This is a genomic window from Mesorhizobium sp. P2_A8, assembly GCF_056404935.1.
Map to the genome: position 1 here is coordinate 1,325,130 of NZ_JBFUDB010000001.1, position 24,077 is coordinate 1,349,206.

22 protein-coding genes are annotated in these 24,077 nt (G+C 63.7%); 17 read left to right on the forward strand and 5 right to left on the reverse strand.

The annotated features are described in order from the left end of the window. Positions 1 to 18 precede the first annotated feature (18 nt). Together AC1D10_RS06490 and AC1D10_RS06495 are read left to right on the forward strand one after the other, a co-directional pair. Entirely contained in the window at positions 19 to 336 is a 318-nt protein-coding gene (locus tag AC1D10_RS06490; RefSeq protein ID WP_477269735.1) for a hypothetical protein, read from the forward strand. A gap of 109 nt (positions 337 to 445) precedes the next feature. Further along, positions 446 to 625, forward strand: a complete 180-nt coding sequence (locus tag AC1D10_RS06495; RefSeq protein WP_477269737.1) for a Flp family type IVb pilin — start codon at positions 446 to 448, stop codon at positions 623 to 625. A 20-nt stretch (positions 626 to 645) separates the two neighbouring features. Here AC1D10_RS06495 and AC1D10_RS06500 read toward each other — a convergent pair whose 3' ends face one another. After that, on the reverse strand, positions 646 to 1,521 hold the full coding sequence (locus AC1D10_RS06500) for a class I SAM-dependent methyltransferase (RefSeq protein WP_477269739.1): 876 nt from the start codon (positions 1,519 to 1,521) through the stop codon (positions 646 to 648). A gap of 64 nt (positions 1,522 to 1,585) precedes the next feature. Here AC1D10_RS06500 and AC1D10_RS06505 point away from each other — a divergent pair, with 64 nt between their 5' ends. From AC1D10_RS06505 to AC1D10_RS06520, 4 genes are read left to right on the forward strand one after another with little or no spacing between them, the layout of a single operon-like run. Further along, the gene (locus tag AC1D10_RS06505; RefSeq protein ID WP_477269741.1) at positions 1,586 to 2,386 is read left to right on the forward strand and encodes a ComF family protein; all 801 of its coding nucleotides are present in this window, start codon (positions 1,586 to 1,588) and stop codon (positions 2,384 to 2,386) included. A gap of 27 nt (positions 2,387 to 2,413) precedes the next feature. Further along, positions 2,414 to 2,683, forward strand: coding sequence for a glutaredoxin 3 (gene grxC / locus AC1D10_RS06510; RefSeq protein ID WP_477269743.1), 270 nt, complete (start codon positions 2,414 to 2,416; stop codon positions 2,681 to 2,683). Between the two features lie 10 nt (positions 2,684 to 2,693). Further along, a complete protein-coding gene (locus AC1D10_RS06515; protein WP_477269745.1) occupies positions 2,694 to 3,560 on the forward strand; it encodes a carbon-nitrogen hydrolase family protein in 867 nt (288 codons plus the stop codon). Then, the gene (locus tag AC1D10_RS06520) at positions 3,557 to 3,982 is read left to right on the forward strand and encodes a DUF1178 family protein (RefSeq protein ID WP_477269746.1); all 426 of its coding nucleotides are present in this window, start codon (positions 3,557 to 3,559) and stop codon (positions 3,980 to 3,982) included. The genes AC1D10_RS06515 and AC1D10_RS06520 overlap by 4 nt, the downstream gene beginning before the upstream one ends. Before the next feature lie 4 nt (positions 3,983 to 3,986). Here AC1D10_RS06520 and AC1D10_RS06525 read toward each other — a convergent pair whose 3' ends face one another. Beyond that, complete coding sequence (locus AC1D10_RS06525) at positions 3,987 to 4,472, reverse strand: MarR family winged helix-turn-helix transcriptional regulator (protein ID WP_477269748.1); 486 nt, start codon at positions 4,470 to 4,472, stop codon at positions 3,987 to 3,989. Between the two features lie 94 nt (positions 4,473 to 4,566). Between AC1D10_RS06525 and AC1D10_RS06530 the strand changes: the two genes are divergently transcribed. Then, positions 4,567 to 5,457, forward strand: coding sequence for a DMT family transporter (locus AC1D10_RS06530; protein WP_477269750.1), 891 nt, complete (start codon positions 4,567 to 4,569; stop codon positions 5,455 to 5,457). 174 nt (positions 5,458 to 5,631) lie between these two features. Then, on the forward strand, positions 5,632 to 6,147 hold the full coding sequence (locus tag AC1D10_RS06535) for a flavin reductase family protein (protein WP_379103289.1): 516 nt from the start codon (positions 5,632 to 5,634) through the stop codon (positions 6,145 to 6,147). Between the two features lie 4 nt (positions 6,148 to 6,151). On the opposite strand, the gene ubiG is transcribed toward AC1D10_RS06535, so the two are convergent. After that, on the reverse strand, positions 6,152 to 6,901 hold the full coding sequence (gene ubiG / locus AC1D10_RS06540) for a bifunctional 2-polyprenyl-6-hydroxyphenol methylase/3-demethylubiquinol 3-O-methyltransferase UbiG (RefSeq protein ID WP_111548894.1): 750 nt from the start codon (positions 6,899 to 6,901) through the stop codon (positions 6,152 to 6,154). 449 nt (positions 6,902 to 7,350) lie between these two features. On the opposite strand from ubiG, the gene AC1D10_RS06545 reads away from it, so the two are divergent. The 8 genes from AC1D10_RS06545 (at position 7,351) to AC1D10_RS06580 (ending at position 19,058) form a co-directional block, all read left to right on the forward strand. Continuing rightward, positions 7,351 to 8,604, forward strand: coding sequence for an aspartate kinase (locus tag AC1D10_RS06545; RefSeq protein WP_013529459.1), 1,254 nt, complete (start codon positions 7,351 to 7,353; stop codon positions 8,602 to 8,604). 83 nt (positions 8,605 to 8,687) lie between these two features. Next, on the forward strand, positions 8,688 to 10,958 hold the full coding sequence (ptsP, locus tag AC1D10_RS06550) for a phosphoenolpyruvate--protein phosphotransferase (protein ID WP_109658620.1): 2,271 nt from the start codon (positions 8,688 to 8,690) through the stop codon (positions 10,956 to 10,958). Positions 10,959 to 10,968: 10 nt separating this feature from the next. Beyond that, positions 10,969 to 12,048: a peptide chain release factor 1 gene (prfA, locus tag AC1D10_RS06555; protein ID WP_477269754.1), complete on the forward strand. Its 1,080-nt coding sequence runs from the start codon at positions 10,969 to 10,971 to the stop codon at positions 12,046 to 12,048. Next, positions 12,041 to 12,919 carry a peptide chain release factor N(5)-glutamine methyltransferase gene (prmC, locus tag AC1D10_RS06560; protein ID WP_477269756.1) on the forward strand — a complete coding sequence of 293 codons (879 nt, stop codon included), beginning with the start codon at positions 12,041 to 12,043 and terminating at the stop codon, positions 12,917 to 12,919. The genes prfA and prmC overlap by 8 nt, the downstream gene beginning before the upstream one ends. Positions 12,920 to 13,223: 304 nt before the next feature. Continuing rightward, complete coding sequence (locus AC1D10_RS06565; protein WP_477269758.1) at positions 13,224 to 14,180, forward strand: DUF4167 domain-containing protein; 957 nt, start codon at positions 13,224 to 13,226, stop codon at positions 14,178 to 14,180. A gap of 221 nt (positions 14,181 to 14,401) precedes the next feature. Beyond that, positions 14,402 to 17,008 (forward strand): ATP-dependent chaperone ClpB, encoded by a 2,607-nt coding sequence (gene clpB, locus AC1D10_RS06570; RefSeq protein WP_477269760.1) that lies wholly within the window; start codon positions 14,402 to 14,404, stop codon positions 17,006 to 17,008. 57 nt (positions 17,009 to 17,065) lie between these two features. After that, positions 17,066 to 17,431, forward strand: coding sequence for an MmcQ/YjbR family DNA-binding protein (locus tag AC1D10_RS06575; RefSeq protein WP_477269762.1), 366 nt, complete (start codon positions 17,066 to 17,068; stop codon positions 17,429 to 17,431). Between the two features lie 151 nt (positions 17,432 to 17,582). After that, positions 17,583 to 19,058, forward strand: coding sequence for a L,D-transpeptidase family protein (locus AC1D10_RS06580; RefSeq protein ID WP_477269764.1), 1,476 nt, complete (start codon positions 17,583 to 17,585; stop codon positions 19,056 to 19,058). Between the two features lie 58 nt (positions 19,059 to 19,116). Here the strand turns inward: AC1D10_RS06580 and AC1D10_RS06585 are convergent, their stop codons facing one another. After that, the gene (locus tag AC1D10_RS06585) at positions 19,117 to 19,749 is read right to left on the reverse strand and encodes a TMEM175 family protein (protein ID WP_477269766.1); all 633 of its coding nucleotides are present in this window, start codon (positions 19,747 to 19,749) and stop codon (positions 19,117 to 19,119) included. A gap of 153 nt (positions 19,750 to 19,902) precedes the next feature. Here AC1D10_RS06585 and AC1D10_RS06590 point away from each other — a divergent pair, with 153 nt between their 5' ends. After that, positions 19,903 to 21,462 (forward strand): MFS transporter, encoded by a 1,560-nt coding sequence (locus AC1D10_RS06590; RefSeq protein ID WP_477269768.1) that lies wholly within the window; start codon positions 19,903 to 19,905, stop codon positions 21,460 to 21,462. A 12-nt stretch (positions 21,463 to 21,474) separates the two neighbouring features. On the opposite strand, the gene AC1D10_RS06595 is transcribed toward AC1D10_RS06590, so the two are convergent. Then, a complete protein-coding gene (locus tag AC1D10_RS06595; protein ID WP_477269770.1) occupies positions 21,475 to 23,442 on the reverse strand; it encodes a M23 family metallopeptidase in 1,968 nt (655 codons plus the stop codon). Positions 23,443 to 24,077: the final 635 nt, after the last annotated feature.

A 24,077-nucleotide genomic window follows, 5' to 3' on the forward strand; every position in this document is an offset into this window, starting at 1 on the left:
TCGCTGGGGAGCGATAGCATGAGCCTAGACAGGGATTGGGACTCGATCCGGCCCGAGCGCAGCTTTCGCGCAGCCGACGCGGGCATGGGCATATTGCGCATCACGCTCTTGTTCGGTTCGGCCGCTGTGGCGCTGGCGCTGATCGCGATACCTTTCCTCGACAGCCAGACCCGCTCGCTATCGACCCGCGATGATCTTGGCGGCGGACTCGACATGACGGCCACCGGATCGGTCAGCCATCGCGAAATCTATACGCTGCGTCGCAGCGTGTTGCAGCCGCAACCCAGTTCCGTCTGCATCATCAGGTCCAATGGCAGAAGCAGCGGCGACTGCTGACATGGTTAAGAGACTTGGGAAGGGCTGCGGTTTCACCGCCTGTTAAGCCTTTGCCGTTAACCTTTCTTAACAGATCGGCGGTAAGGTCCTGGCAAGAGGGATTGAGGTCATGAAAGCAGTGCTGCTGCGTTTTCTACAGGACGAGACCGGCGCCACGGCCGTCGAGTATGGCCTGATCGTCGCTGTGTTGTCGCTGACCATCGTCGGCGGCATCAGTCAGGTCTTCAACTCGATCACCTGGCTGTTCAGCGACAACGGCAGCAGGCTTGCGAACGCCTTCGCACCCTGACCTGTCCGCGCCTGACCGGATCATTGCCCTTCGGGAGCCTCAAGTATCGTTTTCAGCGAGACCTTGGCCGAACCCGGTTTCAGCGGTTTTTGCTGCGAGGCGTCGGGCGCCCAGCCTGACATCCAGACAATCGAGAAACTTGCCCTGACGCGGCCGTCGGGGTCGGAAAACCGCTCGGCGTAGATTTCCGCCGCACGGGCAAACAGCTTGCGAGACCCGGGGCGCCGGCTGCGATCGGTGAGCGCGCTGGTTTCGCCCATGGCCCGCAGATCTGCCATCAGGCCGAACAGGTTGGGGTAGCGCACCGTCACCGTCTCGACGTCGGCGACTGGCAAAGCGAGACCGGCACGCTGCAGAAGCGCACCTGCATCGCGCACATCGGTGAACGGGACGACACGCGGGCTGGCGCCGCCGTAGAGCTCGGTCTCGGCCGCAAGCAGGCTTTCGCGCAACTCGAACAGCGTGCCGCTGCCGGCAAAGGCGCCGAGGAAAAGTCCGTCCGGCCGCAGCGCGCGGCGGATCTGGATCAGCATGCCGGGAATGTCGTTCATCGCCTGCAGCGACAGAAGCGAGACCGCCAGATCGAGGCTTTCCGGTTCGAATGGCACGGTTTCGAACGGTGCAATCAAGCCGGTGCCGCCGCCAATCAGAAAAGCCGTGTCCATCTCGACGCGGACAATGTCAGTGACCTTGCCGCTCTCGGCAAGCATTTCGGCTGCCGCCGGCGTCTGGCAAAACAGCACCGCCGCCGTGCCGAACCGGCGCTCGACGGCGCCCAACCGGTCGGCAAGGTCCTCGGCCGTGCGGCGCATGAGGAAGTCGGCGCCGCCAACCGGATGGGCAAGCGCGCGCCGTTTGCGCGCCAGCCAGAGAGAGGTATCCATTATCGGCTGCAACGGGGCAGATCCTTGTTTGTCCGCGCTCTGAAATCGTTGATATAGTGGCGCCACGACCAACCACGTGGCCGATCCGATGCCCAAGATCAAGCCCATCGAGATCAAGAGCCTGGCCCGATCGGCCCTCGGCTGGCCGGCGCGCATTCTGTTTCCGCCGGTCTGCGCCGGTTGCCGCCGGCATGTCTCGCAGCCCGGCGTTCTGTGTGGCGCCTGCTGGACGAAGCTGCGGCTCCTGGAACGGCCATGGTGCCCGGTGATGGGCACGCCGTTCACCCACCATATGGGCGAGGGCTTTCTGTCCGCCGAGGCGATCGCCGATCCGCCACCCTTCGAGCGCGCGCGGGCGGCCGTCGCCTATTCCGGCGTCGCCCGCCAGATGGTGCAAGGGCTGAAATACCAGGATCGCACGGATCTCGCGCCATGGATGGCGCGCTGGATGGTGCGCGCCGGCGCCGACCTCATCGCCGAGGCGGATGTGGTGGTGCCGGTGCCGCTGCACTGGCGGCGGTTTTTCAGGCGGCGCTTCAACCAGTCGGCCGAACTGGCAAGGGCGGTCTCGGTGCTCAGCGAATTGCCTTTCGCACCCTCGGCGGTGCGGCGCGTGAAACTCACCCGCCAGCAGGTCGGGCTGGAGAGGCAGGAACGCGAAGAGAATGTACGGGCCGCCTTTCGGGTGCCCGCCGAGGCGGAAATCGAGATCGCCGGCCGAAGGGTGCTTTTGATCGATGACGTCTACACCACCGGCGCCACCGTCCGTGCCGCGACCAAGGCGTTGAAACGGGGTGGCGCCGGTGCCGTCGACGTGCTGACTTTCGCCCGTGTGTTGCCGGGGGACTTTCGGGCGGACGAGTCCGCGACTATATAAGTCGGGAACGAACAGCGGAAATTCGTCATGGTCGATGTCACGATCTACACCCGCATGATGTGCGGCTATTGCACGGCAGCCAAGCGGCTGCTCGAGCGAAAGGGCGTTGCCTTCACCGAGCACGACGCCTCATTCTCGCCGGAACTGCGCCAGGAGATGATTTCCCGCGCCCATGGCCGCTCGACCTTTCCGCAGATTTTCATCGGCGATACGCATGTCGGCGGCTGCGACGACCTCCACGATCTGGAAGCCGAAGGCCGGCTGGACAAACTGCTCGCCAACGGCGCGACAATTTGAGGATATGACCATGGGTGTTTTCAAGGCCGCTGCGATCCAGATGCGTTCAGGTGAAAGCCCCGAGCGCAACGCGGTCGATCTCGAACGGCTGGTGCGTGAGGCGGCGGCCCAAGGTGCGACCTATATCCAGACGCCGGAAATGACCGGTGCGCTGATCCGCGACAAGGAAGCGCGCGCCGCTTCCTTCACCTCGGAAGACAAGGATATCGTCGTCGCGACCGCGCGCGGACTGGCGAGCGAGCTCGGTGTCTTCCTGCATATCGGCTCGACCGCCATCCTGCGCGCCGACGGCAAGCTCGCCAACCGGGCGCTGCTTTTCGGCCCGGACGGCGCCACGCTTGCCACCTACGACAAGATCCACATGTTCGACGTCGATCTCGACAATGGCGAGTCCTGGCGCGAATCCGCCGCCTATGAACCAGGTACCGAGGCAGTCGTCACCGAGATCGACGGTGCAAGGCTCGGCTTCGCCGTTTGCTACGATCTGCGCTTTCCGCAGCTCTTCCGAGCCGAGGCGATGGCCGGTGCCGACCTGCTTTCGGTGCCCGCCGCGTTCACCCGCCAGACGGGCGAGGCACACTGGCATGTGCTGCTCAGGGCCCGCGCCATCGAGAACGGCGCCTATGTCGTTGCCGCGGCGCAAGGCGGCCTGCATGAGGACGGCCGCGAGACCTATGGCCATTCGCTGATCGTCGACCCGTGGGGCCGCATCATCGCGGAAGCCGCGCATGACGAGCCGGCCGTGATCGTCGCCGAGATCGATCCGGCGCAGTCGGCCGCGGCGCGCAAGAAGATCCCCAATCTCAAAAATGCGCGGGATTTCGCCGTCAATGCCGGCCTGGGCGATGCGCCGCGTCTCAGGGGTGCGGCCTCTTGATCCGATTTGCCCTGATTTGCGAGCATGAGCACGAATTCGAGGGCTGGTTTCGTAGCAACGACGATTTCGACATCCAGAAGAAGCGCGGCTTTGTCGACTGTCCGACCTGTGGCTCGCACAAGGTCCAGAAAGCCCTGATGGCGCCGGCCGTGTCCACCGCGCGCAAGCAGGAAACGATAGCGCTTGCCATGGGAGAGGCGCAGAAGCAGGCCCTGGCGCAACTGAAGGCGATGGCCGAGAAGGTGCGCGAGAATGCCGACTATGTCGGTGACAAGTTCGCCGAGGAAGCGCGCAAGATCCATTTCGGCGAAAGCGATGCGCGCGGCATCTACGGCGAAGCGACACTGGAAGAGGCCAAGAGCCTGGCCGAGGACGGCGTCGAGTTCATGCCGATCCCGGTGTTTCCGGGGGACCGCAACTGAGCGGTTAGCTCACGCTGCCAATCAATTTCTCAAGCAGACGAGACAGCGTTTCCCGTTCCGCCGGCGTCAGGCTGGCGAGGATTTCGTGCTCGTTGGCGACGTGGGCGCTAACAGCCTCGTCGATCAGTGCGAGGCCCTTTTCGGTCAGCCGCACGACGATCCCGCGCCGATCGTTGGGGTGCGGCCCGCGCAGGATCAAGCCGGCCGTTTCGAGCCGGTCGAGCCGGTTGGTCATGGCGCCCGACGTCACCATTGTCGCTTCGTAGAGGGCGGTCGGCGTCAAGGCGAAGGGTGATCCCGAGCGGCGCAGTGTCGCCAGAACATCGAATTCCCCGGACTGCAATCCATAACGGGCAAAGAGCGGAGCGAGGCGCTCTCGGGCGATCAGCGACGAGGCCTCGTTCAGTCGCCCAAGCACGGCCATCGGCGAGACATCCAGATCCGGCCGCTCCCGCTTCCATTGCTCGATCGCCCTTGCTGCCCGATCCACTGCCTCACCGTTAAATATCTTGACGTTAAGAATCTTTTTATTACTTTACCTCAAGATGCAATGCTGGCCAAGGGCCGCGCGACAGGGCTCGATCATGAAATTTCTCTGGGATTCGGCGCTCGGCCTGCTGGTCGTCACCGGCGGCCTGCTCGGCCTGACGCTGCCATTCGGCAAGCTCGCGACGGCTGCCGGCGTTCCGGCCATGGTCTGGGCCTTCGTCATCTCGCTCGGCGCTGGCGGCGTGCTGCTGTGCTCCCTGCTGCTGCGCGGCCGGAGCGTCCGGCTCACCGCGCACAAATTGCGCTATTTCTTCGTTACCGCGGCGGTGTCCTATGCCGTCCCCAATCTCCTGATGTTCTCGGCCATCCCGCACCTCGGCGCCGGCTACACCGGCATCATGTTCACGCTGTCGCCGGTCATCACGCTGGTGTTCTCGATCCTGTTGCGTGTCCGGCGTCCCAACCTGCTGGGCATTGTCGGCATCGCCGTCGGCTTCGTCGGCGCCGTCATGGTGGCGGTGACGCGCGGCGAGGCCGGCCAGCCGGCCGATTTGTTCTGGGTGGTGACGGGGCTGCTCATCCCGGTCAGCCTTGCCGCCGGCAACATCTACCGCACCGTCGACTGGCCGGAAGGCACCGGCCCGATCGAGCTTGCCGTCGGCAGCCACCTGGCGTCGGCGGCGATGCTGCTGGTCGGCATTCTCGCCCTGTTCGGCGTCGGGGCTTTCGCTCCACTCGGCGGCGTGCCGCTGATCGTCGTCGCGCAGGCTGCGTCAGCGTCGGCGATGTTCGCCTTCTTCTTCCGGCTGCAGGCGGTCGGCGGCCCGGTCTATCTCAGCCAGATCGGCTATGTGGCGGCGGCGGTCGGGCTATTTGCCGGTACGGTCTTCCTCGGCGAACACTATCGGCTGCTGACCTGGGCGGGCGCGGTCATCATCACCGCCGGCGTGTTCATCACCACCAAGGCGCAAAGCCAGAAGCCGTAGACGCTCCGACCTTCAGTCCGTGTTTCTCGCCGCTGGGTTCCGTCCTTGGGCGTGAGATACCTTTGGCGCGGATTTCACCTGAATTTGTATCTGGATTATCTTTATCTTCTTGTTCGAGCATGATCTTTTCCGAAAGCCGTTTCCATTTTCGAAACCCCGCTCCGGGAGCCAGTCATGACTGAATCAAAGGTTCCGGAGGGAACACCTGTCGATGTCGCCGATTTTCGAGCCGCGATGCGGCTGATCGTCGGCAATGTCAGCGTCATCACCGCCGGCGTCGGCGAGGATCGCTCCGGCTTGGTGGTCATTTCGGTCGTCTCGCTGTCGGCCGAGCCGCCCAAGGTGATCGCCTGCGTCAACCGGTCGTCGTCGACCTGGCCGCTGATCGAGCGCTACCGGCATTTCGGCGTCAATTCGCTCGGGCCCCAGCATCAGCGCGTGGCTGAGCGGTTCTCCGGCTTTGGCGGCATCAAGGGCAAGGACCGCTACGAGGGCGCCGAATGGATGACGCTGAAGACCGGAGCGTCGTTGCTGTCGGATGCGGTGGCCGCCTTCGACTGCAGCCTCGACGAGATGATCGATCGCGGCACGCATTCCATCGTCATCGGCTCGGTCGAGGCCGTGCGCACCCGAGATGCCGGCCAGGCGCTGATCTACTGGCGGGGCGGCTACAGGCCGCTCGACGCCTGAACGGTCAGACTGAGCCCTTTTCCGCCAGCACCATGTAGTTGACGTCCATGTCCTTGGAGCGCGCCCAGCGGTCGGCAAGCGGATTGTAGGTGACGCCGGTGCGGTCGATGATGCTCAGGCCGGCGCCGCCAAGCGCCTTTTCGAGCTCTTCCGGGCGCACCAGCTTGCCGAACTGGTGGGTGCCACGCGGCAACCAGCGCAGCACATATTCGGCGCCGATGATGGCCAATCCCAAGGCCTTCAGCGTGCGGTTTATGGTGGCCACGAACATAATGCCGCCGGGCCGAACCATCTCGCCGCATTTGGCGACGAACAGGTCGATGTCGGCGACATGCTCGACCACTTCCATGTTGAGGATGACGTCGAATTTCTCGCCGGCGTCGGCCAGATCCTCGGCCGTCGTGGCGCGATAGTCGACGCTGACATTGCCCTCGGCCGCATGCAACTTGGCCACTTCGATGTTCGTTTCGGAGGCATCCGCTCCCACCACCTCGGCGCCAAGCCGCGCCATCGGCTCGCACAAAAGGCCACCGCCGCAGCCGATGTCGAGAATGCGCAGGCCCTCGAAAGGCCGAGCCGCGCGCGGGTCACGGCCGAAACGCGTCGCTATCTGGTCGCGGATATAGGAGAGCCGGACCGGATTGAACTTGTGCAGCGGACGGAACTTGCCGTTCGGGTTCCACCATTCGGCGGCAAGAGCGGAAAAGCGTTCGACTTCTCCGGCATCGATCGTCGATCGTCGGGGCTCTGGCATGGGTTGGTCTCCTCGAACGCTAGGAAGTCGGGCGTGAGGCAGCGAATGTCAAGGCAACAATTTTCCACTGCCGCCAGGGCGATGCATTCTGTCAGGGCATGTCAGTTGCCGGGTACAGCGGTGAAACACAATTGGCTTGGCGGCAGAGGAGCGGCATCGTTTTGAATTCGAGGGAGTGGACGATGACACGAACGAAGGCTTCGCTGCGGCAACGGTCGATCCGTGATCCGAACACCGGGCTCTACAACCGCCACTATCGCGAGGAGACAAGCAGATCCCGCTGCCGCAGCCAGCCACATCGGGAGCTCCAATCATAGCCAGCCTTGCGAAAGCTTCATCATTTGGCTAAGGAGGCCGCGCATTCAGCGGCCGGCGTCAGCCGGCCTTCCGCTTTTCGGGATTCCGCTTTTGGGTTGGGGTCCGGCTTCAGTCAAAGGCATTTCGCTTCCATGGCGCGCATCGTGATGAAATTCGGCGGAACCTCCGTCGCCGACATCGCCCGCATCCGCAATGTGGCGCGTCACGTCAAACGCGAGGTCGACGCTGGCCATGAGGTGGCGGTGGTCGTCTCGGCGATGGCAGGCAAGACCAATGAGCTGGTTGGCTGGACGCGCGAAGCCTCGCCGATGCACGACGCACGCGAATATGACGCGGTCGTTGCTTCCGGCGAACAGGTCACCGCCGGCCTTCTGGCGATTACGCTGCAGAACATGGGCGTACATGCCCGTTCCTGGCAGGGCTGGCAGATCCCGATCAAGACCGACAACGCGCATGGCGCGGCGCGCATCCTCGATATCGACGGCGCGTTCCTGATCAAGCGTTTCGGCGAAGGCCAGGTGGCGGTGATCGCCGGCTTCCAGGGCATCGGCCCGGATAATCGCATCGCCACGCTCGGCCGCGGCGGCTCCGATACCAGTGCCGTGGCCATCGCCGCGGCGGTCAAGGCCGATCGTTGCGACATCTACACCGACGTCGACGGGGTCTACACCACCGATCCGCGCATCGAGCCCAAGGCGCGGCGGCTGGCCAAGATCTCGTTCGAGGAAATGCTTGAAATGGCCTCGCTCGGCGCCAAGGTTCTGCAGGTGCGTTCGGTCGAGCTTGCCATGGTGCACAGGGTGCGTACCTTCGTGCGGTCGTCCTTCGACGATCCCGATGCGCCCGGAATGGGGGATTTGCTCAATCCGCCCGGAACGCTCATTTGCGACGAGGAAGAGATCGTGGAACAGCAGGTCGTCACCGGAATTGCCTATGCCAAGGACGAAGCGCAGATTTCGCTGCGCCGTGTCGGCGACCGGCCGGGTGTCGCCGCCGGCATCTTCGGGCCGCTGGCCGAGGCCAACATCAATGTCGACATGATCGTCCAGAACATTTCCGAGGACGGCAAGTTCACCGACATGACCTTCACCGTGCCGTCGGGCGATGTCGACAAGGCGCTGGCCGTGCTCGAGCGCCTGAAAGCCTCGATCGGTTACGATGTCGTGCAATCGGAAGCCGGCATGTCGAAGGTTTCGGTCATCGGCATCGGCATGAGGAGCCATGCCGGCGTCGCCGCCACCGCTTTCAAGGCGCTGGCCGACAAGTCGATCAACATTCGCGCCATCACGACCTCCGAGATCAAGATTTCGATCCTGATCGACGGTCCGTACACCGAACTTGCGGTTCGTACTTTGCATTCCGTCTACGGTCTGGATAAGCAGTAGCGAGAACGATTTGAGTTGTTGCGTGTGCGCCGGTCGCAGTGGAAACTGCGGCGGGCAAAATGCCCATTGGAGAAGAAGCCGCGATGCGTGATCAGGCCAGTGGCCCGCGCGTTTTGCTGAAACGGCTCCGCGAGCTCATGCAGGAGCCGCTGGAGCCGCAGGAGCGGCTCGACCGGATCGTGCGCGACATCGCCTCCAACATGGTCGCCGAAGTCTGTTCGCTCTACGTGCTGCGCGCCGATTCGGTGCTCGAACTCTACGCCACCGAAGGTTTGAACCCGAACGCCGTCCACCTGGCGCAGCTGCGGCTGGGGCAAGGCCTGGTCGGCACGATCGCCGCCAGCGCGCGGCCGCTGAACCTTTCCAACGCCCAGGAACACCCGGCCTTCGCCTACCTGCCGGAGACCGGGGAAGAGATCTACAACTCCTTCCTCGGCGTGCCGGTGCTGCGGGCAGGGCGCACGCTCGGCGTGCTGGTGGTGCAGAACAAGACCATGCGTCACTACCGCGACGACGAGGTCGAGGCGCTGGAAACCACGGCTATGGTCATCGCCGAGATGATCGCCACCGGCGATCTGGCGCGGCTGACGCGTCCCGGCCTCGAACTCGATCTGCGCCGCCCTGTCAGTTTTACCGGCCTGTCCTTCAACGACGGCGTCGGGCTCGGCCATGTCGTGCTGCACGAGCCGCGCATCGTCGTCACCAATCTGTTCAATGAGGACAGCGAGGAAGAAGTTCGCCGTCTCGAAACCTCGCTCGGCTCGCTCCGGCTCTCCATCGACGACATGCTGGAGCGCCGCGACGTCGCCTTCGAGGGCGAGCATCGCCAGGTTCTGGAAGCCTATCGCATGTTCGCCAACGATCGCGGCTGGGTGCGCCGGCTGGAAGAGGCGATCCGCAACGGCCTGACGGCCGAAGCCGCGGTGGAAAAGGTGCAGAGCGACATGCGCGCCCGCATGCTGCACATGACCGATCCCTATCTGCGCGAGCGGATGAGCGATTTCGACGACCTCGCCAACAGGCTGCTGCGCCAGCTGATGGGGCGCGGGCCGGAAGATGTCGCCGCATCGCTGCCGAAGGACGCCATCATCGTCGCCCGCTCGATGGGTGCGGCCGAGCTGCTCGACTATCCCCGCGATAAGATGCGCGGGCTGGTGCTCGAGGACGGTGCCGCCACCAGCCACGTCGTCATCGTCGCGCGCGCCATGGGCATTCCCGTCGCCGGCCAGATGAAGGGCGCCGTTTCCATGGCGGAAAACGGCGATGCCATCATCGTCGACGGCGAAGAAGGCGTGATCCATTTGCGGCCGCAGCCCGACCTTGAGGCCGCCTATGCCGAAAAGGTGCGTTTCCGGGCGCGCCGGCAAGAGGTCTACCGAGAGCTGCGCAAGAAGCCGTCGATGACCAGGGACGGAGTCCAGGTCGATTTGTTGATGAATGCCGGTCTTGCCGTCGACCTGCCGCAGCTTGCCGAGGCAGGCGCGGCCGGCATAGGCCTGTTCCGCACCGAACTGCAGTTCATGGTCGCCTCGACATTTCCCCGTGCCGAGGCCCAGGAAAAGCTTTACCGCGACGTGCTCGAGGCGGCGCGCGGCAAGCCGGTCACCTTCCGCACCATCGATATCGGCGGCGACAAGGTGCTGCCCTATTTCAAGGGTGCGATCCAGGAAGAGAACCCGGCGCTAGGCTGGCGGGCGATCCGCCTGACGCTTGATCGGCCGGGGCTGCTGCGCACCCAGATCCGCGCCTTGCTCAAGGCCAGCGGCGGGCGTGAGTTGAAGCTGATGCTGCCGATGGTCACCGAGCTCGGCGAAATCGCCCAGGCGCGCGAGATCATCGACCGCGAGGTGCGGCACCTGTCGCGTTTTGCCCATCACCTGCCGACCAGCCTCAAGCTGGGCGCCATGCTGGAAGTGCCGTCGCTTCTGTTCCAGCTCGATGAATTGATGAAGGCGGTCGACTTCGTCTCGGTCGGTTCGAACGATCTGTTCCAGTTCGTCATGGCCGTCGACCGCGGCAACACGCAATTGGCCAACCGCTTCGATACGCTGTCGGCGCCGTTCCTGCGCGTCCTGAAGCAGATCGCCGATGCCGGCGTCCGCAACCACACGCCGGTGACCTTGTGCGGTGAACTCGCCGGCAAGCCGATCTCGGCAATGGCGCTGATCGGTCTTGGTTTCCGCTCGATTTCGATGTCGCCAGCGTCGATCGGCCCCGTTAAGGCGATGCTGACCGAACTGCCGCTGGATGAGCTGGAGGCGTTTTTCGACGACAATCTGATGGCGCCGGCGCAGGGGCTGCCGATGCGGGCGCTGCTGCAGGCCTTTGCCGACGACCGTTCGATTCCATTGTAGCATCCTCATCATGGTCAACCTGCCACGCGATCGTATGGATCAAGTCGTCAAGCGTTTCGAGATGCTCGAAGCGCAGATGTCGGCCGGCCCGGCACCGGATGCCTATGTGCGGATGGCGTCGGAATACGCCGAGATTCAGGACATGGTGGCCAAGGTCAGGGCGCTGCGCTCGGCCGAGCATGAGCAGGCCGACCTGAAAGCGATGCTTGCCGACAAAGGCACCGATGCCGAGATGCGGGCCCTGGCGGAGGCCGATCTGCCGGAGGTGGAGGACCGCATCGAGGCGCTGCAGAAGGACATCCAGATCCTGCTACTGCCCAAGGATGCGGCCGACGACAAGAATGCCATTCTCGAAATCCGCGCTGGCACCGGCGGCGACGAGGCCGCCCTTTTCGCCGGCGACCTGTTTCGCATGTATGAGCGCTACGCTGCCGAACGCGGCTGGCGTTTCGAGACGGTGTCGGCCAGCGATGGCGACGCCGGCGGCTACAAGGAAATCATCGCCACGATCTCAGGCAAGGGCGTCTTTGCGCATCTGAAATTCGAATCCGGCGTGCACCGCGTGCAGCGCGTGCCGGCGACCGAGGCGAGCGGGCGCATCCACACGTCGGCCGCCACCGTTGCCGTGCTGCCGGAAGCCGAAGAGGTCGACATCGACATCAGGGCGGAAGACATCCGCATCGACACGATGCGCGCCTCGGGCTCGGGCGGCCAGCACGTCAACACCACCGATTCGGCTGTCCGCATCACCCATTTGCCGACCGGTATCATGGTGGTGCAAGCTGAAAAGTCGCAGCACCAGAATCGCGCCAAGGCGATGCAGATCCTGCGCGCACGGCTCTATGACCTGGAGCGTAGCAAGGCGGATGAGGAACGCTCCGAATCGCGCAAGTCGCAAGTCGGCTCCGGCGACCGCTCCGAGCGCATCCGCACCTACAATTTTCCGCAAGGCCGTGTCACCGACCACCGCATCAACCTGACGCTCTACAAGCTCGACCGGGTGATGATGGGCGAACTCGACGAAGTGGTCGACGCGCTGATCGCCGATCACCAGTCGAAGCTGCTCGCAGACATCGGCATCGATGGCTGATCAACTGCCGGAGACGCTGGTGCCGTTGCTGCGGGAAGCGCAGGCTCGGCTTGCCGCCGCGGCTATCGATGATCCGGCGCTCGATGCGAGGCTGATCGTCGAACATTTTTCCGGCACGACGCGCACGCAGGCGATCGTCGATCCGGAGCGCAAGATCGATGGAAGCACTGTTGCCGCAATTTTTGACGCCTTGAGACGGCGCGCCGGCGGCGAGCCGGTGCATCGCATCCTTGGCTATCGTGAATTCTATGGTTTGCGCCTGTCGCTGTCGCCGGAAACACTGGAACCGCGGCCCGATACCGAAACCCTTGTCGAGGCGATGCTGCCTTTCGTCAGGGCAGTGGCGGTGCGGGAAGGCGAATGCCGCATCCTCGATCTTGGTACAGGCACCGGCGCCATTGCGCTGGCGCTGCTCAGTGCCGTGCCGGCCGCGATCGCCACCGGCGTCGACATGTCCGCGGGCGCGCTGGCGACGGCCAGTCGCAATGCCCGGCAATTTGGCATTGCAGGCCGGTTTACGGCGCTCCAGTCAGACTGGTTCGAAAAAGTTTCCGGCCGGTACCATGTAATTGCCGCAAACCCTCCCTATATACCGTCTGAAGACATTGGAAATCTGCAGGACGAAGTCCGCAATTTCGATCCGCGCCTGGCCTTGGATGGTGGCGCGGACGGTCTCAGCCCCTACAGGATCATCGCCGCGGAGGCGGCAAGATTTTTAGAAACTGATGGCAGGATTGCGGTCGAGATCGGCCACACGCAGCATGACGAGGTCTCCGGGATATTCGCCGCAGCCGGCTACGTGCCGGGCGGTGCCTTTCGGGACCTTGGTGGAAACGACAGGGTTATTGTCTTTGAAAGGACAAAGCCTTGACGCAGTGCAAAAAAAGCGCTTGGCAATGCCGGGGAATGCGGCTAGGGTCGCCTTAACCGGATGAGACGAAGCAGGCAGTGCTCTTAGCGATTCGGTTTTCCTTGGAAATAGCTGCCTTCTTGCGCAAACGATGCCCAAGCTTCGTGCGGGAATCGTCCGGCAAGTGATGTAACCGGAACAGGATGGCACGTGGCGCCAACGCAATCGATGCGGGCGAACGCCGGTGAAGAGACGAAACGGCTGGCTGCATGAGCGCCTCCGTTCGTGAAGAGTTTTTCGAAAATTTCAAAATGAAGAGAGTTTGATGAGGCCACAACAGCAGAACAGGCGCATGCGCGGTCGCAACAACAATGGCGGCGGCGGTGGCAATAACAACAATAATAACAACAACAACCGCAAGGGACCAAATCCCCTGACGCGCAACTACGAGAGCAACGGCCCGGACGTGAAGATCCGCGGTTCGGCTCAGCAGATCGCCGAAAAATACGCCACCCTTGCCCGTGACGCGCACAGCTCCGGCGACCGGGTCATGGCGGAGAACTATCTCCAGCACGCCGAGCACTACAACCGCATCATCGCGGCCGCGCAGGCGCAGATGCCGATCCAGAACGCCCAACAGAATCGCGATGATTTCGACGATGACGGCGACGACGATCGCGACGAGTTCGACAATGCCGGCAACGGCGGTAACACGAATTCCGATGCACAGGTGCCGGTGATCAACCATGGCGCCGGTCCGCAGCCGGTCATCGAAGGCATGCCGGCCGAGGTCGCGCTCAACCGGGAAAGCGGCCGCGACACTCGTGATAACAATAGCGGGCGTGACAATGGCGGGCGCAACAATGGCGGCCGCGACAACAATGGCGGGCGCCATCGCGACCGTCGCCCCAATGGCGGTTACGGCCAGAACGGCCAGCGCGACTTTGGTTCGCCTGTTGAGCAAGGCGGTCAGCCCCAGCGCAACGAGGCTCCGATCCAGGCCGAAGCTGTTTCGCCGACCGAATCTACCGAATCCGTTGTGACGGTCGAGCCCGCTCCGTTGTTCGAGAATCTGTCGCCGGCGGGTCTCGCCGCCCAGGCGGAGCTCAACGAGGCTGCCGCCGAAAGCGGTGCTGCCCGTCGTCCGAGGCGCCCGCGCCGTCCGCGCGTCAACGCCGATCAGGTCGAAGGCGGTAGCGACAATTCCGATGCCGGCGAGGTGGCCACGGCCCCGGGCGACAGCGGCAATGCTGAACCGGTCATTGTCGACATCGACAACTGATCGAACGACATTTCAGAACATTGGACGGCGGAGAGAAATCTCCGCCGTTTTCGTTTTGTGCCGCGATGGAATATTGTGGGTTGACCGACATCAAGGCGTCTTGAGACAGCATGGTCCATGCCCCATATCTCGGCTGAACAGGATCCGGCTCGAATGGGCGGGTCCGTCACCGCAATCGGATCCGGTGCCGCAAAGCGGGCCGGTGATGGAAGGAGACAGATATGAACCTTGAGAAATACTCCGAGCGCGTGCGCGGCTTTATCCAGTCCGCGCAGACCATGGCGCTCTCCCGCAACCACCAGCAGTTCACACCCGAACACATCCTCAAAGTGCTCGTCGACGACGACGAGGGTCTGGCCGCATCGCTGATCGAACGCGCCGGCGGCAACGCCCGCGACGTCAAGCTTGGCGTCGAGACGGCGCTAGAGGCGATGCCAAAGGTCGAAGGCGGCAATGGCCAGCTTTATCTGGCGCAGCCGCTGGCCAAGGTGTTTTCAACCGCCGAAGAGCTGGCCAAGAAGGCCGGCGACAGCTTCGTCACCGTCGAGCGCCTCCTGCAGGCGCTCGCCATGGAGAAATCGGCCAAGACCGCCGACATCCTGGCAAAGGCCGGCGTCACCGCGCAGGCGCTCAACCAGGTCATCAACGATGTCCGCAAGGGCCGCACCGCCGATTCGGCGAGCGCCGAACAGGGCTACGACGCGCTGAAGAAATATGCGCGCGACCTGACCGCGGATGCCCGTGCCGGCAAGCTCGATCCGGTCATCGGCCGCGACGACGAGATCCGCCGCACCATCCAGGTGCTGTCGCGCCGCACCAAGAACAACCCGGTGCTGATCGGCGAACCGGGCGTCGGCAAGACGGCGATCGCCGAAGGCCTGGCGCTGCGCATCGTCAATGGCGACGTGCCGGAATCGTTGAAGGACAAGCAGCTGATGGCGCTCGACATGGGCGGGCTGATTGCCGGCGCCAAGTACCGCGGCGAGTTCGAGGAGCGGCTGAAAGCCGTACTCTCCGAAGTCACCTCGGCGGCCGGCGGGATCATCCTGTTCATCGACGAAATGCACACGCTGGTGGGCGCCGGCAAGGCAGACGGCGCCATGGATGCGTCGAACCTCCTGAAGCCGGCGCTGGCGCGCGGCGAGCTTCACTGCGTCGGCGCCACCACGCTCGATGAATATCGCAAGCATGTCGAGAAGGACGCGGCTCTTGCCCGCCGTTTCCAGCCGGTGTTCGTCGATGAGCCGACGGTGGAAGACACCGTTTCGATCCTGCGCGGCCTGAAGGAAAAATACGAACAGCACCACAAGGTGCGCATTTCGGATTCGGCGCTGGTCGCCGCGGCAACGCTGTCGAACCGCTACATCGCGGACCGGTTCCTGCCGGACAAGGCGATCGATCTTGTCGACGAAGCCGCATCGCGGCTGCGCATGCAGGTCGATTCCAAGCCCGAGGCACTCGACGAGATCGATCGCCGCATCATGCAGCTCAAGATCGAACGCGAGGCGCTGAAGGTCGAGACTGACGATGCGTCGAAGGACCGGCTCGCCCGCCTGGAAAAAGAACTCGTCGGCCTCGAGGAGGAATCGACCGAGATCACTGCCAAGTGGCAGGCCGAGAAGCAGAAGCTCGGCCTAGCCGCCGACCTGAAGAAGCAACTCGACGAGGCCCGCAACGAGCTTGCCATTGCCCAGCGCAAGGGCGAATTCCAGCGCGCCGGCGAGCTTGCCTATGGCAAGATCCCGGAACTGGAAAAGAAGCTGAAGGAAGCCGAGGCCCAGGACGGCAAGGTCGGCATGGTCGAAGAGGTGGTCACGCCCGACCATGTCGCCCATATCGTCTCGCGCTGGACCGGCATTCCGGTCGACAAGATGCTGCAGGGCGAGCGCGACAAGCTGTTGCGCATGGAAGACGAGATCGGCAAGCGCGTCGTCGGCCAGGGCGAGGCGGTGCAGGCTGTCTCGAAGGCCGTGCGCCGGGCGCGTGCCGGCCTGCAGGATCCGAACCGGCCGATCGGCTCGTTCATGTTCCTCGGACCGACGGGCGTCGGCAAGACCGAACTGACCAAGGCGCTTGCCAGCTTCCTGTTCGATGACGAGAGCGCGATGGTGCGCATCGACATGTCGGAGTTCATGGAGAAGCACTCGGTCGCCCGGCTGATCGGCGCGCCTCCCGGCTATGTCGGCTATGAGGAGGGTGGGGCGCTGACCGAAGCAGTGCGGCGCCGGCCTTACCAAGTCGTGCTGTTCGACGAGATCGAGAAGGCGCATCCGGACGTGTTCAACGTGCTGCTGCAGGTGCTCGATGACGGCCGCCTGACCGACGGACAGGGCCGCACGGTCGACTTCCGCAACACGCTGATCATCATGACGTCGAACCTCGGCGCCGAATATCTCGTCAATCTCGGCGAGGGTGAGGATGTCGACCAGGTTCGCGACGAGGTGATGAATGTCGTCAAGGCATCGTTCCGGCCGGAATTCCTCAACCGCGTCGACGAGGTGATCCTGTTCCACCGGCTGCGCCGACAGGATATGGGCCGCATCGTGGAGATCCAGCTCAAGCGGCTGGAAAGCCTGCTTGTCGATCGCAAGATCACGCTGTCGCTGGACCAGGAGGCTATCGACTGGCTGGCGGCCAAGGGCTACGATCCTGCCTATGGCGCGCGGCCGCTGAAGCGGGTGATGCAGAAGGAACTGCAGGACCCGTTGGCGGAAAAGATCCTGCTCGGCGACATCCTCGACGGCTCGACCGTCAAGGTGACAGCCGGTTCCGACCGGCTGAACTTCCGTTCGAAGCCGACGATTGTCGCGGCCGAGGCGGCAGCCTGATCCAACGCCGCGCGTCCATCCTGGACGCGCGGCGTATTCATACAAATGAGGGCGCCGATGACGCTGGACGACTACAACAGCTTCTGCGCTTCACTGCCTTCGACGACGCATGTCGTCCAGTGGGGCGGCGCCCATGTCTGGAAGGTCGGGGCCAAGGTCTTTGCGATCGGCGGCTGGGACCGGGGCCAGCAGCTCTTCGTCACCTTCAAATGTTCCGACATCGCGTATGATGTGCTCAAGGAGCAGCCGGGCCTGCGGCCGGCGCCCTATCTTGCTTCGCGCGGCATGACATGGATCCAGCGTCAGACAAGCCAGAGCATGGATGATGGCGCGCTGAAGGACTATCTGCGCGAGAGCCATCGCCTTGTCGCCCTGAAGCTGACGAAGCAGGCGCTAAGGGAATTGGGACTTGCCACAAGCTAGCTAATATTCCTCGAGGCGCCGGAAAACCGCCATCTTCATGCCCGGTTCATGTTGGAACTTTATGCTGGGTAACTGGTTTGCTGGCGAAGGGGTTCGCCGTACAGGGACAGTGCCGGGCGGCGGCAATTACGGACCGGAGAGTTTGGCAACGATGTTCCGCACGATCTTCACCCTCTCGGTGCTCGCCGCCGGGCTCGTGTCTACCGGCGCGCTCGCTGCGCCGACGCAGGACAATGCACCGCGCGTCGTCCGCGCCACCACGACGGGCGGCATCCTCGTCGCACAGGAAGGCAACCTCGACGTCTACTACGACGCCAGGGGCAACCGCGTCATCGTTGATGCCGATACCGGCAAGGTGATTGCCATCCAGCCGCCGCAGACCAGGCTCGACCGGCGCGCGCTGCGTCGCGAGACAAGGCTGCGCGAGCTGGGCCGTGCCCCTGATGACAATGACCGCTACTATCTCGATGATCCGGAAGACATGGCGCGGTTCCGCCGCAAGCAGTTGGAAGAGGAAGGCCGGGTCATCCCGCCGCCGGCGGACGAATATGACCCTGATAGCGACAATTCCGTGGAAGCCTTCCCGCCACCGCCGCAGGACGATGGCAGCTACGACAACAATTATCCCGATGCGCCGCAGCCGGCAGAGCCGCGCACCATCGAGCGCCAGCCGCTGGATCAGGCCTCGATAGAACCTGTCGAGCCGGCAGTGCCCTCCGATCAGGCGGGACTGCCGCCGAAGGCCGGCGGCAAGACCACCGCCGAGCCGTCGCTTTCGCTGGGAGCACGCCAGGATGTCGCAGCGCTGCAGGTGCTGCTAGACCGGGGTGGAGCTTCGCCCGGCGTCATCGATGGGCGCTTCGGTTCGAATGTCGACAAGGCTCTGGCCGCCTACAACCAAATCACCGGCAGCAATCTGCGGTCGACTGATGCGGTCGGCATTCAGGCAGCCCTTGCGCAGTCCGGCGGCGATGCCTTCGCCAACTACACCATCACGCCGGAGGATGCGGCCGGTCCCTATGTCGCCTCGATTCCGGAAGACTACAGCCAGAAGGCGCAGCTCGACCGCATGGGCTATACGTCGGTGACCGAAGCGCTCGCCGAGCGCTTTCACATGGACGAGAATTATCTCAAGGCGCTCAATCCGGACGCCGACTTCAATCGTCCCGGCACGATCATCAAGGTTGCCAATTTCGGCAAACTGGTCTCGACACCGGTTGCCCGTATCGTCGCCGACAAGGGCAGGAAAGAGGTCTTCGCCTATGATGCGGGTGGCAAGCTGGTGGCGGCCTATCCCGCAACCATCGGCTCGTCGGATACACCGTCACCGTCCGGCATACACACTGTATCGCGCGTCGCGCTCGATCCGAACTATACCTACAACCCCAGCATCAACTTCAAGCAGGGCCAGAACGACAAGGTCCTGACCATTCCACCGGGCCCGAACGGCCCGGTCGGCTCGGTGTGGATCGCCCTGGACAAGCCGACCTACGGCATCCACGGCACGCCAGACCCGTCGAAGATCGGCAAGACCGAAAGCCATGGCTGCGTGCGCCTGACCAACTGGGATGCGCGGGAACTCGCCAAGCTCGTTTCGCCGGGTGTGACGGTGGAGTTCGTCGACTAGCGCGCGCTGAGATTCAGGTCAGGTTCGGCCTGACTTGAACCTCCACGCACCCAGACGCTCAGCCGATAATCTTGCGCACCCAGTTCGCGCCTGGCGTTGCCGCGTAGATCAGCTGCACCACCAGGATGAAGCCGACGCTGAGCAAGGGAGTGATCATGCACAATGCGGCACCGATCGCCCACAGGATCTGCGCCTTGACGATGCGCAGATAGACCGTGCGTTTTGTATCCGCACCGACGCCCTCTGCGAGAAAGCCGTTTTTGTCCGCATAGCGCCAACTGGCGAACAGCGCGACGCCGAGCATCAGCAGATTGAGCCAGTAGACGAGGACCGCGGTTCTGAACTCGAGGAAATCGGCCAAAAGGTCGGTCGAGAACGGCAGCAGGGCGATGAAAGCGAGAAAGCAGAGGTTCAGCGTGGCAAGGCGCCGGTCGGATTTGGCGATCAGCCCATGTTGCGCCTGCTGGCCGAACCAGAAGATGGTCAGCGTCAGGAAGCTCAGGGCATAGGTCAGGAAGCGTGGCGCCAGAGCCGCGATCGCCGCGAGCAGATCGTGCTCCGAATGGATCGCCTCGTGCGCCGGCACCCTGATCTCTAGGACGATCAGCGTGAGTGCAATGGCGAACACCCCGTCGGTGATGCCGACGATACGGCCGCGTCCCTCCGCCGATGCTTCAAGTGGCCGCTTCATCGATTTCTCCCCGGCTGCAACTTTCCAGAAAACCTAGCATGACTGCCGCCGTTTGCACCCGGACAGGCCCAACCCCGGCGATATGGCTGGGTTCAAGGACGTCAAGCCACTGGCTGGTTGTTGCCGGCACGCATGCGGTCTAAGCAAGGTTCCATGCATTCACCAAGTGAAGCCGCCGCCGTCCCGCTGATCAGTCCGGTCACGAATGGTACGTTCTGTCCGCCATCGCAGCGGCGATTTGTGTTGATCGCAGCGATCCTGGCCTCGGCGCTCGGCTTCATCGACGGTTCGATCCTGGCCATCGCCATGCCGGCGATCCGCGTCAACCTTGGCGCCAGCCTTGCCGAGGCACAGTGGATTTCCAATGCCTATGCGTTGACGCTTTCGGCGCTGATCCTTGCCGGGGGTGCTGCCGGCGATCGATTCGGGTTGCGTCGCGCTTTCGTGGCAGGCATTGCGCTGTTCATTGTCGCCTCGCTTGCCTGTGCGCTGGCGCCGAATGCGGTGGTGCTGATCGCATTTCGCGCCCTTCAGGGCATTGGCGCGGCGATCATGGTTCCGGGCAGCCTCGCCATCATCGCCAAGGCCTATCCGAAAAAAGAGCGCGGGCGCGCCATCGGCATCTGGGCGGCGGCCTCGGCGCTGACCACAGCTCTTGGCCCGGTGCTCGGCGGCTTCGTGCTGTCGGCCTTCGGCGACGGCATCTGGCGGGCGATCTTCGCCATCAACCTGCCGCTCGGCCTCATCTCGATCTATCTTCTGCTGGCGAGGGTTCCAGCCGACGTGCCGACGGAGAAACGCAGTCTGGATCTCGGCGGTGCCGCGCTCGCGACATTGGCCTTCGGCGCGCTCGCCTATGGGCTGACCTCGATGAGCGCCAGCGGCGACGGCCATATGTCGGGGCCAAGCATTGCCGCCGGCGCTGTGTTGCTGGTCGTCTTCATCGTCTTCGAGCTTAGGCGGCGCGAACCGATGATCGATCTGTCGCTGTTTCGCGTCGGCGCTTTCGCCGGCGCCAATCTGGCGACGTTCTTCCTCTATTTCGCGCTGTCGGCCAATCTTTTCTATCTGCCGATGCTGCTGATCGCAGGCTGGGGATTGAGCACGGCCGAGGTCGGCTTCATCTTCCTGCCCCTGTCGGCATCGATGGCACTTTTGTCGGGACCGGTCGGCCAGCTGTCGGACCGGATCGGGCCGCGCTTTCCGATCGCCTGCGGCAGCCTTGTCGTGGCTTTCGCTTTTGCCGGACTTGCTTTGCTCACCCATGCCGGCATCCACAATTTCTGGACGGGAACATTCCCGCTGATGGCGCTGATGGGGCTCGGCATGGCGCTGGTCGTGTCGCCGCTGTCGACGGCGATCATGACGGCTGTGGACGACAAGGATACCGGTGCTGCCTCCGGCATAAACAATGCCGTCTCGCGCATCGGCGGCCTGATCGCAGTGGCAGCGATGGGCTCGCTTGCCGCCTGGGTCTACGCGGACGCACTGGATGGGAATGCGACGCCCGGTGTGCCGGGCTTTGGCGAGCCGTCGACGGTTGGGCTGGCGCCGGCAGTCGATGCGGCAAGGCTCGCCGCCAGCGACGCCGCGTTTTCCGCCGTCTCTGCGGTGACGGCGCTGCTGTGCCTGCTTTCGGCTGTTATCGCCTGGACGACCATTTCCGGTCAGCGGCTGCCTTGGCCGTGGCGTACGGACAATCCGCAAGGTTGACCGATTGACCGATCAGCCGTCGATCTTGGCGCTCGCAACCTTCAGCGGATCACTGTCTTCCTGCTTCAGCAGGTCGTCGATGCGCTCGCGTTCGCGCTTGAAAGCGACGAGGTCGTCACCCTTCAGCACCTTGCCGACCGGCAAGCGCACACGCATCGGATCCACCTTGGTGCCGTTGACGATCAGTTCGTAGTGAAGGTGGGGGCCGGTAGCGAGGCCGGTCTGGCCGAGATAGCCGATCGTCTGGCCCTGGCGAACGCGCACGCCTGGTTCGATGCCCTTGGCAAAGGCGCTCTGGTGATTGTAGGACGTCTCGTAGCCATTGGCATGACGGATGATGATCTGTTTGCCATAGCCGCCAGCCCAGCCGACCTTCTCGACAGTACCGTTGCCGGCGGCGATGATCGGCGTGCCGATGGGCGCGGCCCAATCGACGCCGGTGTGCATGCGGACATAGCCAAGGATCGGATGCCTGCGGGCGCCAAAACCGGAGCGGAATTTTCCGGCGGGCAGGGGATTGCGCAACAGGAACTGCTGGGCGCTCGAGCCGTCCCCGTCGAAATAGTCGGTGCTGCCGTCCTGCATCTGGAAGCGATAGAAGTTGCGCGTCGTGCCGCCGAACGTCGCCGAGACGTAGAGAAGGTCGGAACTGTCCGACGTCTGGTCGTCGCCATCGGGCTGCGAGAACAGCACTTCGATGCGGTCGGCGGGGCTCAGTCGGGACTGGAAGTCGACGTCGGACGCCAGCAACTTGATCAGCCGCTGGGTCATCGCCTTGGACATGCCGTAGGAATAGGCGGCGCGGTAAATGCCGTCATAGACGTTGGGCAGGTTGCCGCGCACCACCACCGGCGGCGAATCGTCGAATGCCGTCAGCAATTCGGGATTCGGCTCCGGCTCCTGTGCCGGCACATACTGGCCGCGATCGTCGAGCGCGATGGTGACGATGTGCTGCGTTCTGTCGTAGACGCTGGTGCGCACGACCTTGGCGACATCGCCGTGAACCTCGAGGCCGACACGCAGCACGGTTCCGGCCTTGAGCGCCGTCGCGTTCAACAGCTTGGCGATCGCTTCGGCCATGCCAGTGGCGTCTTCACCCGTATAGCCCGAATCAGCAAGAGCTTCGGTGACGTCGAGATCCTTGGTGAAGGGGATGATTTCCTCGGCAAAAGCCGGCGCCTGGTCGTCGGCGGCGGCGCGGGGCGCCACCGAGACGTTTTCCGGCACGATCTTGACGTCGTAGGAGCCGGCCATGCTCTCGGCAAAAGCTTCGCCGAATCGCTGCGGGTCGACATAGTGGAGTGAAGCAACCTGGACAGCACCGTCACTGAGGTCGGTGCCAGCTTCGCGCACCACCTTTTCCACCTCGTCGGCGGACAGGTCGCTCTTTTCGTCGAAGGCCGCCGTCTCGATCGGGAAATCGACGGTCTTCAGGCTCATCTCGCTTTCGACCTTGGCGCCATAGATCTGGCCGGAAGCGGCCGAGGCTGTGGCCGGCTGCGCCGCGCTGTCGTCGCCGTCGTCACCGAACACCTGCATCGGGTCGAAGGGCGGGTAGGCGCGATTGGTGGTGTGACCGGCGGCAAGCGCCATCTTGATCTGCACGAAAGGCATGGTGTGGATGACGTCACGGTCGCCGACCTTGGTGACCATCGACACTTCCATCCGGCGGCGATCCTTGGCCTTGGCGATCTGGCGCGGCGGCACCAGCCTGGTCGTCTTGGCCACTTCACCGGAATCGCCATTGCTGGCAAGGCTGATCAGTTCCGCAATCTCGGGTGGCGTCGCCAGCTGCTGACGTCCGTCAAGGGCGGCAAACAGCGCCACGCCCATCAGCACGCTCGAGGTCACGCCGGTGAGGAAGGTGCCTGACAGCCAGCGTGCGGAAACCTCGCGCCGGTCGGGCGGGCCGCTGCGGCCGTCCGCGATAAGCGGCGGCTCGTTGCCGAGTTCGGCTATGACATCTTCCGTGTCTGGCATCCAGAAAGGCTGCTTCTTCCCCGGGCGGAACGGCTTGTCGCTTTTGTTGTGGCCGTGACATTTGCCTGTCATGGCAGGTGAAGTCAACGAAGCCTGGGCCCCGGCCGAATTCCCCTCGCGCACTTCTCTTGTATGGAGCGCTCTATAAAGAGGGGCGGTGCGCCTTCTCTGCAAGGCCCATCGCGCACCCCTGTGTGAGGCTCCTAAGAGGCACCGCGCCGTCGACGCTGCGCCTCTTTTGTTGGCTTTGGTGTCGAACGGCAATGCGGCGGCAATAGGGCTCCGTCGTGGCCGCCCACCCGCGTTGTCCGGCTTCCCCTGGGGCAGCCGGCTATCAACAGATCGGGCCCGAGATTTCTGTCGCAAAAAGTTCAAAAACTTTGAGATGGCTGTTGACACTTCTGCTCGGCGGCGACTATATACGCCTCACCAACGAGGGCGGCTCGCCGCTGGCGACGAAGAAGTTTGCTTCTAAGCCTGCCCTTTGAGAAATTCAAGAGAGCCGCGTAAGCGACACTCGGACGGCCCCGGAGCCAAAAGCGAAACGGGCCACGACACTGCGTCTGCGGTGTCTGTTCTTTGAAAATTGAATATTGAAGAAAGAGAAACGTGGGCGGCAGAGTCCTGCTGAACCT

Coding starts and splice junctions, on each gene's coding strand:
- AC1D10_RS06490 (WP_477269735.1), top strand. CDS start 19: ATGAGCCTAGACAGGGATTGGGACTCGATCCGGCCCGAGCGCAGCTTT.
- AC1D10_RS06495 (WP_477269737.1), top strand. CDS start 446: ATGAAAGCAGTGCTGCTGCGTTTTCTACAGGACGAGACCGGCGCCACG.
- grxC (WP_477269743.1), top strand. CDS start 2,414: ATGGTCGATGTCACGATCTACACCCGCATGATGTGCGGCTATTGCACG.
- AC1D10_RS06515 (WP_477269745.1), top strand. CDS start 2,694: ATGGGTGTTTTCAAGGCCGCTGCGATCCAGATGCGTTCAGGTGAAAGC.
- AC1D10_RS06530 (WP_477269750.1), top strand. CDS start 4,567: ATGAAATTTCTCTGGGATTCGGCGCTCGGCCTGCTGGTCGTCACCGGC.
- AC1D10_RS06535 (WP_379103289.1), top strand. CDS start 5,632: ATGACTGAATCAAAGGTTCCGGAGGGAACACCTGTCGATGTCGCCGAT.
- ubiG (WP_111548894.1), bottom strand. CDS start 6,901: ATGCCAGAGCCCCGACGATCGACGATCGATGCCGGAGAAGTCGAACGC.
- AC1D10_RS06545 (WP_013529459.1), top strand. CDS start 7,351: ATGGCGCGCATCGTGATGAAATTCGGCGGAACCTCCGTCGCCGACATC.
- ptsP (WP_109658620.1), top strand. CDS start 8,688: ATGCGTGATCAGGCCAGTGGCCCGCGCGTTTTGCTGAAACGGCTCCGC.
- prfA (WP_477269754.1), top strand. CDS start 10,969: ATGGTCAACCTGCCACGCGATCGTATGGATCAAGTCGTCAAGCGTTTC.
- prmC (WP_477269756.1), top strand. CDS start 12,041: ATGGCTGATCAACTGCCGGAGACGCTGGTGCCGTTGCTGCGGGAAGCG.
- AC1D10_RS06565 (WP_477269758.1), top strand. CDS start 13,224: ATGAGGCCACAACAGCAGAACAGGCGCATGCGCGGTCGCAACAACAAT.
- clpB (WP_477269760.1), top strand. CDS start 14,402: ATGAACCTTGAGAAATACTCCGAGCGCGTGCGCGGCTTTATCCAGTCC.
- AC1D10_RS06575 (WP_477269762.1), top strand. CDS start 17,066: ATGACGCTGGACGACTACAACAGCTTCTGCGCTTCACTGCCTTCGACG.
- AC1D10_RS06580 (WP_477269764.1), top strand. CDS start 17,583: ATGTTCCGCACGATCTTCACCCTCTCGGTGCTCGCCGCCGGGCTCGTG.
- AC1D10_RS06585 (WP_477269766.1), bottom strand. CDS start 19,749: ATGAAGCGGCCACTTGAAGCATCGGCGGAGGGACGCGGCCGTATCGTC.
- AC1D10_RS06590 (WP_477269768.1), top strand. CDS start 19,903: ATGCATTCACCAAGTGAAGCCGCCGCCGTCCCGCTGATCAGTCCGGTC.
- AC1D10_RS06595 (WP_477269770.1), bottom strand. CDS start 23,442: ATGCCAGACACGGAAGATGTCATAGCCGAACTCGGCAACGAGCCGCCG.